This window comes from Streptomyces sporangiiformans (assembly GCF_005768555.2).
GTDB lineage: Bacteria > Actinomycetota > Actinomycetes > Streptomycetales > Streptomycetaceae > Streptomyces > Streptomyces sporangiiformans.
The window spans coordinates 212369-223929 of sequence record NZ_VCHX02000129.1; the positions used below are offsets into that span (position 1 = coordinate 212369).

Consider the following 11561-nt stretch of genomic DNA (forward strand, 5'->3'; position numbering starts at 1 on the left):
GGGATCGCGATCGCCGTCGTCGCCGGAGGCGGCGCTGTGACCACCATGCTGGTCGGGCTCGTCACGAACGCCGTGTCCGATGAGTCGCGATGGCCGGGGTGGCTGGGGTGGTTACAGGAGCACGCCTGTTTCTCCTTCGTCGTGTTGGGCGTGACGATGGCGGGACTGACGGCCCTGCTCGCCGGACTGACACCGTGCCGGCCAACCCAACGGTCGTCGGGAACACGGCACATGGCAGGTCATCGCCCAGCGCCTCCCCACGACCACACCCGTGCGCTCGGGCAGCGGCAGGTCGTCGAGTACATCCAGGGCAGCCTGTTTCGGTGAATGAGGCGTTCAAGGCCGCTGGGCGCCGGTCACATGGGGATTTCGAAGTGCACCGTGGCGACGCCCGGTCCGTGTTCGCCGCTGGTACGAGCGTCGAACACCTCCTTGGCCAGGCTTCGCCAGAAGGGTTCCGCGCCGTCGACGTTGGCGTTGGTGTGGAGGTAGACGCGCTCGTAGCCGGGTGTGTCCGCGATGAAGTCGCAGGCCGTGTCGACGAGGAGGCGGGCGAGTCCTCGGCGTCGGTGTTCGGGGTGGACGTAGACGCGGACGAGTTGTGCGGTGGTTCCGTCCGGGTAGCGTTCGGCCAGCCAGCGGGGGTGCGGTGGATGGGCGGGGCCCTGCGACCGTACTCCCGTCGTGGCGACCACCTCGTCGTCGTGGACGGCCACGAGCAGCAGGTGCCGGGGGTCGTCGAGGTACGTGCGCTTGATGTCCACCACATCGCGGTGCCATGTGGGCACGTATCCGTATCCGAACCCCTTGTAGAAGGTGTCGAGCATGACGCGGCGTGCGCCGTCGACGTCGGCCGGTGTCGCGGGCCGCACGGTGTATTCGTGGGGTGCGGTCTGGGTCACTGAGGGATCCTCCCCGTAGGGCGTGCGCCGAGCGCGCGGCGGGACTCGGAGTCGGCATCCGGTCCGGGTCCCGCCATGCTAGCCAGATGAAAACGCTTTTCAAAAATGCTCGGAGGGGGTCAGGGCGCCAGGAGTCACCGCACCGCAGGCAGTCCGGGCCCCGTGCAGCGCACGTCCGCCGTCGGCACCGTCCCCTCGACGAGGTACGCGGCCGCCGTCTCGTCCACGCAGGCGTTGCCACGGCTGGCGAAGACCCCGTGGGAGTAGTCGTTGTCGAGCGTGACCATGCGGGAGCCGGGCAGGAGGTGACGCAACTGGTGGGCTCCCTCGATGGGGGTGACGGGGTCGTGGGCGGAGGCCACCAGCAGGAGCGGCGGGACGTCAGCGCCGCCGAGCGGGGTGCGGTGGGAGGGGCGGTGGTGCCAGTAGGCGCAGGTGGACGCCTCCATGCCGGTCAGGACGGGCTGGGGGTCGAGGTGCCGGGTGCGGCGAATGTCCGACAGGATCCGGTGAGGGGTGGGTGCGGGCGCGTCGGCGCATTTGACGATGCGGTTGGCGGCTTCGTAGTTGCGTGAGTCGGGGCTGTCAAAGGCGGTGGCGGGGCGGAGGGCGTCGGGGCTGCCGTCGCGCAGGTAGGTGCGCAGGCCGTCGGCGAGGCCTGCCCAGCGTTCGGTACGGCCGAGGGCACGGTAGACGGCGCGGTCGAACTCCGCCGGACCGAAGCCGGCGACCGGCCGGGCGGTGAGCCCTTCGCGGACGCGCAGGTAGACACGGCGCACTGCCTCCGCGCCGCCACCGAGGGCGAAGCGGTTCGGATGGGCGGCGGTCCAGGCGAAGAAGGTGTCGCGCTGGCGCAGCAGTGCCCGGCTCTGGATGACGTCGAAGTCGTACCAGTCCCACGGGCCGACGACGCTGTCGAGAACCATGCGGCCGGTGCGGTGCGGGAAGCGGGCCGCGTAGGCCGCGCCGAGGTAGGTGCCGTAGGAGACGCCGAGGAAGCTCGTCCTCGGTTCGCCGAGTGCGGCGCGTATCGCGTCCATGTCCCGGACGGTCCGCTCCGTCGAGAGGTACGGCAGCATGGCGCCGGCACCCGCCGCGCAGTCGTCGGCCGTGCGCCGCAGTGACGCCAGGTAGGCGCGTTCCGCCGCCGGTCCGACGGGGAGGGGGTCGGCGCCCGGGCTGCCGAAGAGACCGCCCATAGCGCCGCAGTCCGCCGGTGCGCTCAGGCCGACTCCACGCGGGTCGAATCCGATGACGTCGTACGAACGCCGCACGCTCTCGGGGAGTTTGGCGCGCTTGGTGACCGCGTAGGGCAGGCCGGAGCCGCCGGGGCCACCGGGGTTGACCAGCAGGATGCCGCGGCGTTCCGCGGGGGTGCCGGAAGCGGGTACACGCGAGACCGCCACTTCGATGCGCGGCCCCCGGGGGCGGTTCCAGTCGAGCGGGACGCTGATCCGCCCGCACTCGACGCGGTCCGGGGCCGCGGGCCTCGGCACGGAGTCGGGGCAGGCGTCGAAGCGGAGGGTCTGCGTTTCGGGGGCGGTGGCCTGCGCGGGGGTGGCGGGCAGGAGGGCCGCCGCGGCGGCGAGGGCGCACAGCAGGGGGCTGGGACGAGGCAAGGGTCTGTCTCCCGACGGCTTCGACAGGCTTCAACAAGGGGCTGGTAAATGAAAATGATTATCGATAGCGTGTGCGGTGCGCAAAGCCCGGCCCCTCCCACCCGAGGGTTCTCCGGGCTGCCCTGAAGTCTGAACCGCCGGCACGAAAAGGGGATTTGTGGCTCATCTGCTGATGGTCGAGAGCTGGGTCGGGTCGATGAGCAGACTGCTGCCCCGGGCGATCAGGGAGGGCGGGCACGAGTTCACGTTCCTCACCCGCGACCTGCACCACTACCTCCGCTCGGCGCCCGAGGGGGCGGCGCACCCGCTGCTCGGCGCCCGCAACGTGATCACCGCCGACACCAACGCCACCGACGCCCTGCTGCCGGAGATCGAGCGGCTGCACGAGGTGCTGCGCTTCGACGGCGTGATCACTTCCTGCGACTACTACCTGCCGACCGTGGCGCGGATCGCCGGGCACCTGGGTCTGCCGGGCTCGACCCCGCAGGCGGTGGAGGACGCTTGCCGCAAGGACGCCACCCGCCGTGTCCTCGCCGACGCGGGGGTTCCCGGGCCGCGCTTCGCCGTGCACGAGGAGTGGGCCGACATCGCCCGGGTGGCGCGGGAGATCGGCTACCCACTGGTCGTCAAGCCGGTCGACCTGTGCGCGGGCATGTACGTGCGGCGCGTGGACGACGAGGAGCAACTCGCCGCCGCCGTGCGGGCGCTGGCCGACCTCCCGGTCAACGCCCGCGGGCAGCGCCGCGAACCCGTCGTCCTGCTGGAGGAACTGCTGGACGGCCCCGAGGTGAGTGTCGAGACGGTGTCGCACGCGGGCGCGGTCCACGTGGTGGGCGTGACCGACAAGAGCATCGGCGGGGCGCCCGCGTTCATCGAGACCGGACACATGTTCCCGGCCGCCCTATCGGGCGCCGACGCCGAAGCCGCCGAGCAGACCGCCCTCGCCGCGCTCAAGGCCCTCGGCCTGACCGGCGGCGTGGTGGCGCACACCGAGATCAAGCTGACCTCCGCCGGTCCACGCGTGGTCGAGGTCAACCCGCGACCCGCCGGGAACCGCATCACCGAGCTCGTCCGCCACGTCACCGGCATCGACCTGGCCGCGGCCTTCGTGGAGGTGTCCCTCGGCCGCCGGCCCGACCTCCGGCGCAGCGACACAGGGCTGCGCAGCGCGGCCATCGGCTTCCTCGTGCCGGAGACCTCGGGCACGCTCGAGTCGCTGGACGGTGGCGAACTCCAGGACGCGCCGGGTGTGCTGGAGGTGCAGCTCGCCGCGCCCGGCAGGCAGGTGAAAGCGGCGGGCAGCAACAACGAGTACCTCGGGCACGTCATGGCGGGTGACGCCGAGAGCCTGGGCGCCCGCGACCACGTCGAGGTCCTGCTCGGTGAGCTGCGCTCCGGGCTGGTGCTCCGATGACCGCCGTCACCGGCATGGCCCGTACGACGACATTCGAGACGTACGCGTCGTACGACGAGCTCGTGGCGCGCGTCCGCGCCGGTGAGCTGGGTCCGGATCCGGCCACGCAGCGGATCGCCGTGGCCTTCACCACGCGGCAGGCGGTGCGGCACGACGGGCGCGGCACCGGCTACCGCAACGAGGTCCTCAGTCTGCGCCTCGCCGGAGCCGTCGGCTCGTGCGCGGTCGAGCCCGGGGCGCTGCCGGACCGTGCGGTCGAGGAGTGTGTGGGCGCGAACGTGGCCCACCTGCTGGAGCATCCGCTGCTGCCGGTGCGCGTGAGCGCGCTGGACGCCTATCTGATGCACGTCGCTCCGCACACTCCACGGAACGGGGCGCTGCCCGTCCCGCTGCCCGCCGGGACGTCGCTGGAGAAGTCCCGGGCCCGGGCGAAAGCCGTCGTCGCGCTGCTCGATCTGCCGACGGACGCGACCGTGCTGGTGGTGGGTGTCGTCAACTCCCTTCTGGAAGAGCTGCGTTCGCGGGGGCTGAGCTATGCGCCCTGTGACCTCAAGGGCGGGCTGACCGAGTGGGGCGAGGCGGTTGCCACCGACGCGCTTGCCGAGGCCGGGCGCTGCGACGCCCTGCTGGTGTCCGGGATGACGCTGGGCAACGGCAGTTTCGAGCCGCTGCGGCGGCACGCGCTGGCTCACGGAAAGCGGCTGGTGATGTTCGCCCAGACCGGCAGCGCCGTACTGCCCCGCTTTCTCGGTCACGGGGTGAGCGCGGTGTGCGCCGAGCCGTATCCCTTCTTCTGGCTCGACGGCGGTCCCGGCACCGTGCACCGCTACGGCGGCCCCTGGCCGGCGGCCTGTCCGGAGGGCGGACGATGACCACGACGGCCGTACGCCCCCTCGCCCGCCCGGAACTGCTCGCCCTGCTCGGCCACACGCCCCTGGTCCGCATCACGGCCGACCTGCCCGGCCCGCACCCCGGCTTCTGGGCCAAGCTCGAAGGACTCGCGGCGGGCGGCATGAAGGCGCGGGCCGCCGTGTCGATGCTGCTGGGCGCCCGTGAGCGCGGCGAACTGCGGCCCGGCGCACCGGTGGTGGAGTCCACCTCGGGCACGCTCGGCCTCGGGCTCGCCTTCGCGGGCCAGGCCCTCGGCCATCCCGTCGTGCTGGTCGGCGACAGTGAACTGGAGCCGACCATGCGGCAGTTGCTGCGCTCCCATGGTGTGCGGCTGGAGATCGTGGACCGCCCGGCGCCCCGGGGCGGCTGGCAGGCCGCCCGGCTGGGCCGGCTGCGGGAGCTGCTCGCCGTCCTGCCCGGCGCCTACTGGCCGGACCAGTACAACAACCCCGACAACAGCGCCGGTTACTCCTCCCTGGCGGCCGAACTCGTCGACCGGCTCGACCATCTGGACATCCTGGTGTGCAGCGTCGGCACCGGCGGCCACAGCGCGGGGATCATCGGCCCCCTGCGGCGTCGCTGGCCCGGGCTGCGGCTGATCGGCGTCGACTCGACCGGCTCCACCATCTTCGGCCAGCCCGCCCGGCCGAGGCTGATGCGAGGCCTGGGCAGCAGCATCCACCCGCGCAACGTCGTCTACGACGCCTTCGACGAGGTCCACTGGGTCGGCCCGGCCGAGGCCGTGGACGGCTGCCGCCGCCTGGCCCGCGGCAGCTTCGTCAGCGGTGGCTGGAGTACGGGCGCCGCCGCCCGCGTCGCCGCTTGGGCCGCCCGCGTCCACCCCGGCGCGGTCGTCGCCACCGTCTTCCCCGACGGCCCGCACCGCTACCTCGGCACCGTCTACGACGACGACTTCGCCACGGCCCACGGTCTCGACCCCGCCACGGCGGCCACCCGCCCGGTCCAGATCCCTCACCCCGGCGCGGCCGAGGCCACCGGCTGGGTGCGCTGCACCCGCGTCACCGACCCGCTGAAGGCCGTACCCCATCCGGAAAGGACCCCGTGAAGGCCAGCCTGCGCACCGTACGCCTCGATCTCACCGAGCCGCTGCGCATCTCCCGCTCCACCATGACCACCCGTGACGCCGTGTGGCTGACTGTCGAGCACGACGGCGTCACCGGCCATGGTGAGGCCGTCACCAGCATCTACTACGGGCTCGACGTCGAGACCCTTGAACGGCTCCTCGCCGCCGTCGGCGCGGAACTCGCCCGCTTCCCCGACCCCGAGAGCGCCCTGGAGGCCCTGCGGGTGGGCGAGCCGGCCGACACGTACACGACGCCCCCGTCCGTGACGGCCGCCGCCGAGGCCGCGCTGCTCGACCTCGTCGGCAAGCGCACGGGCAGCCCCGTCCACCGGCTGCTCGGTGCCGCCGCACCTCCGGTCGCGGCCACCGCCCGCACCATCGGCATCACCGCCCTGGCCCACGCGGCGGCACAGGCCCGCTGTCTCGCGGCGGATGGCTTCGAGATCATCAAGGTCAAGGCGGGAACCCCCGACCCGGAGGACGACGTGGAGCGCGTCCGCGTCATCCGCGACGCCGCGCCCCGGGCCCGGCTCCTGCTCGATCCCAACGGCGCCTGGACGGTGGCGCAGGCCGAAGCGCTGCTGCCCCGGTTCGCCGACCTCGGCGTGGAGGCCGTCGAGCAGCCCGTCGCGCCCGGCGACCCGGAAGCGCTGGGCACGCTGGCCGAACGCTCACCGCTGCCGGTCATCGCCGACGAGGACGCCGTGGATCTGGAGGACGTGCGCCGCCTGGCCGGCCGCGTCCAGGGCGTCAACGTCAAGCTCGCCAAGTGCGGCGGGGTGCACGCGGCCCTGCGCATCGCCGAGGCGATCGACGGCAGTGGCACGGAGCTGATGCTCGGCTGCCTGACCGCCAGCAGCCTGGGCCTCGCGCCCGCCGTCCACCTCGCCGACCGGGCCCGCTGGGCCGACCTCGACGGACACCTGCTGCTCGCCCACGACCCGTGGACCGGGATCGGCGGCGAGAACGGCGTCGTCCGCGCAAGTGACCGTCCCGGCCTGGGAGTTCAGGAGGTGGGGGCGCATGAGGACGTGGCGTGAGATGCGCCGTTTCCCGCTCGCGGTCCAGCTCCTGCTGGTCAACCAGCTCGGCGTCAACACAGGCTTCTACCTCCTCATCCCCTACCTCGCCACCCACCTCACCGACCACCTGGGCATGTCGGCGGCCGTCGTCGGCATCGTGCTCGGCGTGCGCAACCTCAGCCAGCAGGGGCTGTTCATCATCGGCGGCTCCGCCTCCGACCGGCTCGGCGCGCGCGGCGTCATCATCGCCGGCTGTGCCCTGCGCACTGTCGGGTTCGCCCTGTTCGCGCTCGGCGACAACCTGGCCGTACTGCTCGCCGCGTCCGTGCTCAGCGGGCTCGCCGGGGCACTGTTCAACCCCGCCGTGCGCACCTACATCGCGCAGGAGGCCGCGGAGCGCAGGGCCGAGGCGTTCGCCCTGTTCAACGTGTTCGCCACCACCGGCGCCCTGATCGGCCCGCTGCTGGGCAGCGCGCTGCTGCTCGTGGACTTCCGTACGTCCGCGCTCACCGCCGCCGGGATATTCGCCGCCCTCACCGTCGCGCAGGCCATGGTGCTGCCGGCCCGGGAAGTCGAGCCGGGCAAGGGCACGGTCCTCGCGGACTGGCGCGAGGTCCTGGGCAACAGGGCCTTCCTCGCCTTCGCGCTCGCCATGGTCGGCATGTTCACCCTGGAGAACCAGCTGTACCTGCTGCTGCCCGACGGAGCCCGGCAGGCCACCGGCTGGGACGGCGCCGCCGGACTCGTCTTCCTCGTGGGCACCCTCGCCAACCTGGCGCTGCAACTGCGCATCACCCGTGCCCTCAAGGAGCGGGGGGACCGGGCGCGCTGGATCGCGACGGGCCTGGGTCTCATGGCGCTGGCGTTCCTGCCGCCCGCCGTGGTGACGGTCGGCTCCGACGGTCCGGACGGCGCGGCCGACGCGGTGCTGCGCGCGCTGCCCGTCCTGGTCGGTGCCCTGCTGCTCTACCTCGGGGTGATGGTCGCCCAGCCGTTCGTGATGGAACTGATCCCCGGCTTCGGCCGGTCGGAGCTGACCGGCACCTACTTCGGCATCTTCTACGTGATCTCCGGCATCGCCGCCGCCGTCGGCAACACCCTCGTCGGCTGGGCCATGGACACCGGGGAGCGGGGTGACGCGGGCTGGCTGCCGTGGGCGTGCTGTGCCTTGTTCGGGCTCGCCTCCGCGCTGGGCGTGGCCTGGCTGCACCGGCTCGGGTCGCTGCCGGCGCCGTCGAAGCCCGCCGTACCCGCAACGGCCTGAGGAGGCACGGCATGACGTCCACGACCGTTCCGCACAACCTGCTCACCGACAACCCCGAGCTGTACGAGGCCCGCTTCCCCGACCCCGGCCGGCTGGCCGGGCGCTGGACGGAGGACCGCCTCCGGCGGCACGGGGCGGGGCCGCGCGTGCTCGACATGGGCTGCGGCACCGGACGCGACGCCGCCCACCTCCACGGCGCCGGCCGCACAGTGACCGGTGCCGACCTCTCCGAGGCGATGCTCGCCCACGCCCGCACCCACCATCCCGGACCCGAGTACGTCCGCGCCGACCTGCACGGCTTCGACCTGGGCCGGGGCGTGTTCGATGCCGTCGTGTGCCTGGACAGCACCCTGCTGTACTGCCACACCAACGACCAGCTCGACGCCTTCCTCTCCTCCTGCCGACGCGCCCTCACGCCCGACGGTCTCCTGGTGGCGGAGATGCGCAACGGCGCGTACTTCCTCGGCCGTACCGACCTGCTGGACACACCCACCGTCCATTCCTTCACCCGGCAGGGCACCGTCCACCGGTCCACCACCACGCTCACCGTGGACCGCACGGCCCAGCTCCTGCGCCGTACGCGCGTGTGGACCGCCGACGACGGGTCGGCGCCGGTCGAGCAGCGTTCCGCGTGGCGGCTGCTGTTCCCACAGGAGCTGCGTCACCTGCTGGCCGCACATGGCTTCGAGGTGCTCGAACTCCACGACGGGCCAGGCCCGCGCACCGAGCCGCCGTGGCAGGAAGGCCGACTGCCCGGCGCCACGACGGACGCGGACCGGCTGCACGTCGTCGCCCGCCTGAACTCCACCCACTGACACCCACACCCCAAGGAACGATCATGGACGACGAACGCTTCCCCGGGCTGCACCGCCGCGGCTTCCTCGCCGCCACGGGCGCCGCCTCACTCGGCGCGCTCGCTCTCGCAGGATGCGGCGGCTCCGGCAGCGAGGGCTCCGACGCCAAGGGCGACGGCACACCGAAGCGAGGCGGGCGACTGCGCGCCGCGTTCGCGGGCGGCGGCGCCGGCGAGACCCTCGATCCGCACCTGGCCAACCTCTTCGCCGACGCCGCCCGCGCCAAGGCGATGTACGACAAGCTCGCCGACTATGGCGCCGACCTCTCCGCCCAGCCCCGCCTCGCCGAGAAATGGGAGTCGAACAAGACCCTCGACCGCTGGCAGGTCACGCTGCGCAAGGCGACCTTCCACGACGGCAAGCCCGTCACCGCCGCCGACGTCCTCTACAGCTACCGGCGCATCGCCGACCCGAAGCAGGCGTTCCGCGCCAAAGCGTCCCTGGACCCCATCGACCTCGACGCCAGCCGCGCCACCGGCGAGCGGAGCATCGAGTTCGTCCTCAAACGGCCCACCGCCGAACTCCCCAACATCCTGGCCGCGTTCGGCGCCTACATCGTCCCAAAGGACGCCTCCGACTTCGACAAGAAGCCGATCGGCTCCGGCCCCTTCCGGTTCGTCTCCTTCACCCCCGGCCGCTCCGCCGTCTTCCGCCGCTACGACGACTACTGGGAGGGGGCCCCGCACCTCGACGAGCTCGAGTTCGTCGTCGCCAACGAGGAGTCCGCCCGCGTCAACGCACTCCTCGGCGGACAGGTCGAGTACGCCCACGAGCTCAACCCCACCACCGCCCGCGCCCACGAGGGCAAGGGACAGATCGAGATCGTGCGGCTCCGCAACAGCGCCATGCAGGGCTTCGCGATGAAGACCGACCGGGCCCCCTTCGACGACAAGCGCGTACGCGAGGCGTTCTTCCTCATCGCCGACCGCAAGGAACTCGTCGACGGCGCCCTGTCCGGCGCGGGTGTGATCGGCAACGACCTGTTCGGCAAGGGCTACGAGTACTACGCCGACGGCCTCCCCCAACGGGCACAGGACCTCGACAAGGCCCGCGCCCTGCTCAAGCAGGCCGGCGCCGAGGACCTGAAGGTCACCCTCGACACCTCGGCCGTCGCCGCCGGGTTCACCGAGTCCGCCGGCATCTTCCGCGACCAGGCGAAGAAGGCGGGCGTCACCGTCGACGTGAAGATGGGCAGCAAGGACTCCTACTGGGCCGACATCCTCGACAACGGCACCCTGTGCTGCTATCGCTCCGGCGCCCTGCCCATCGAGGCCCACATCTCCCAGCGACTGCTCACCGACTCCACCACCAACGCGACCAAGTGGAAGCACAAGGACTTCGACGCCCTGTACCAGCAGGCCCAGTCCACCCGCGGCAAGACCGAACGGGCGGCCGTCTACGAGCGGATGCAGCGCCGCCTGTACAGCGAGGGCGGCTTTCTCATCTGGGGGTTCGCCGACTGGATCCTCGGAACGGCCCGCAATGTGGGAGGAGTTTCGACCAAGGCCCCCGCCAACACGCTCGACTGGGCCCGCTTCGACAAGGTCTGGCTCGCGTGAGCGGACTGCGTTCCTTCGTCGCCCGGCGGCTGCTCCTCGGCGTCGCGCAGACCGTGGCCGTGGTGCTGCTGGTCTTCGCGCTCACCGAGGCGCTGCCGGGCGACGCCGCCGTCGCCCTGGCCGGCGACCAGCCCGACCCCGCCCGGATCGCCGCCATCCGCGAGGCCATGCACCTCGACAGGCCCGCCTACGAGCGGCTCGCCGACTGGGCGACGGGCCTGTTCCACGGCGACCTCGGCACCTCCCTGACCTCCGGCCGCCCGGTCGGCCAGTACATCGCCGACGGCTTCGGCCCGACCCTCCTGCTGGCCACGCTCACCGTGGCCCTGCTCGTCCCGATCGGCTTCGGCCTCGGCGTGCTCGCCGCCCGCCACGAAGGGCGCCTCGCCGACCGGCTGATCAGCTCGGTCACGCTCGCCGTGTACGCGGTGCCCGAGTTCGCCCTCGGAGTGCTGCTGGTGACCGTCCTCGCGCTCCGGCTGGGCTGGCTGCCGCCGACCGCCGTCGGTTACGGCACCGATCTGCTCGGTCACCCGGCCGCGCTCGTCCTGCCCGTGCTGGTCCTGCTGTCCCGCCCGGTCTGCTCCCTGTCCCGCCTGGTGCGGGCCGGCATGATCGACGCGCTCGCCTCCCCCTACGTGGCCCAGGCCCGCCGCTACGGCATCTCCGGCACCCGCATCCGCTACGCCCACGCCCTTCCGGGCGCCCTCGCCCCCGCCGTCCAGCAACTCGCCCGCACCGTCGACTGGTTGCTGAGCGGCGTCATCGTCGTGGAGGCGCTCTACGTGATCCCGGGACTCGGCACCGTCCTGCTCAACGCCGTCGCCGAACGTGACGTGCCGGTGGTCCAGGGGCTCGCCGTGGTGTTCGGCGTGCTGACCGTCGTCCTGAACCTGGGCGCGGATCTCGTCGCCCACCGTCTCGCGCCCCGGGCGGCGGTGGCCGCATGACG

11 protein-coding genes are annotated in these 11561 nt (G+C 72.5%); 9 read left to right on the forward strand and 2 right to left on the reverse strand.

Annotation, left to right across the window (positions count from 1 at the left end; translation table 11 throughout):
* The first annotated feature begins 36 nt into the window (after window positions 1-36).
* On the forward strand, window positions 37-327 hold the full coding sequence (locus FGD71_RS48950) for a hypothetical protein (RefSeq protein WP_240436648.1): 291 nt from the start codon (window positions 37-39) through the stop codon (window positions 325-327).
* A gap of 29 nt (window positions 328-356) precedes the next feature.
* Here the strand turns inward: FGD71_RS48950 and FGD71_RS18460 are convergent, their stop codons facing one another.
* Both FGD71_RS18460 and FGD71_RS18465 read right to left on the reverse strand, forming a co-directional pair.
* Window positions 357-902 (reverse strand): GNAT family N-acetyltransferase, encoded by a 546-nt coding sequence (locus tag FGD71_RS18460; protein WP_119101537.1) that lies wholly within the window; start codon window positions 900-902, stop codon window positions 357-359.
* 134 nt (window positions 903-1036) lie between these two features.
* On the reverse strand, window positions 1037-2521 hold the full coding sequence (locus tag FGD71_RS18465; protein ID WP_119101538.1) for an alpha/beta fold hydrolase: 1485 nt from the start codon (window positions 2519-2521) through the stop codon (window positions 1037-1039).
* A gap of 157 nt (window positions 2522-2678) precedes the next feature.
* On the opposite strand from FGD71_RS18465, the gene FGD71_RS18470 reads away from it, so the two are divergent.
* From FGD71_RS18470 to FGD71_RS18505, 8 genes are read left to right on the forward strand one after another with little or no spacing between them, the layout of a single operon-like run.
* Entirely contained in the window at window positions 2679-3935 is a 1257-nt protein-coding gene (locus FGD71_RS18470) for an ATP-grasp domain-containing protein (RefSeq protein ID WP_181359226.1), read from the forward strand.
* The gene (locus FGD71_RS18475) at window positions 3932-4807 is read left to right on the forward strand and encodes a Rossmann-like domain-containing protein (protein WP_119101539.1); all 876 of its coding nucleotides are present in this window, start codon (window positions 3932-3934) and stop codon (window positions 4805-4807) included. The genes FGD71_RS18470 and FGD71_RS18475 overlap by 4 nt, the downstream gene beginning before the upstream one ends.
* Window positions 4804-5892: a PLP-dependent cysteine synthase family protein gene (locus tag FGD71_RS18480; protein WP_119101540.1), complete on the forward strand. Its 1089-nt coding sequence runs from the start codon at window positions 4804-4806 to the stop codon at window positions 5890-5892. The genes FGD71_RS18475 and FGD71_RS18480 overlap by 4 nt, the downstream gene beginning before the upstream one ends.
* The gene (locus tag FGD71_RS18485; RefSeq protein ID WP_119101541.1) at window positions 5889-6950 is read left to right on the forward strand and encodes an enolase C-terminal domain-like protein; all 1062 of its coding nucleotides are present in this window, start codon (window positions 5889-5891) and stop codon (window positions 6948-6950) included. Before FGD71_RS18480 ends, FGD71_RS18485 begins: the two co-directional genes overlap by 4 nt.
* Window positions 6934-8196, forward strand: coding sequence for an MFS transporter (locus tag FGD71_RS18490; RefSeq protein ID WP_119101542.1), 1263 nt, complete (start codon window positions 6934-6936; stop codon window positions 8194-8196). Before FGD71_RS18485 ends, FGD71_RS18490 begins: the two co-directional genes overlap by 17 nt.
* A gap of 11 nt (window positions 8197-8207) precedes the next feature.
* Complete coding sequence (locus FGD71_RS18495) at window positions 8208-9011, forward strand: class I SAM-dependent DNA methyltransferase (RefSeq protein ID WP_119101543.1); 804 nt, start codon at window positions 8208-8210, stop codon at window positions 9009-9011.
* Window positions 9012-9034: 23 nt separating this feature from the next.
* Window positions 9035-10609, forward strand: a complete 1575-nt coding sequence (locus FGD71_RS18500; RefSeq protein WP_119101544.1) for an ABC transporter substrate-binding protein — start codon at window positions 9035-9037, stop codon at window positions 10607-10609.
* Window positions 10606-11559, forward strand: coding sequence for an ABC transporter permease (locus tag FGD71_RS18505; RefSeq protein ID WP_119101545.1), 954 nt, complete (start codon window positions 10606-10608; stop codon window positions 11557-11559). Before FGD71_RS18500 ends, FGD71_RS18505 begins: the two co-directional genes overlap by 4 nt.
* Window positions 11560-11561 lie beyond the last annotated feature (2 nt).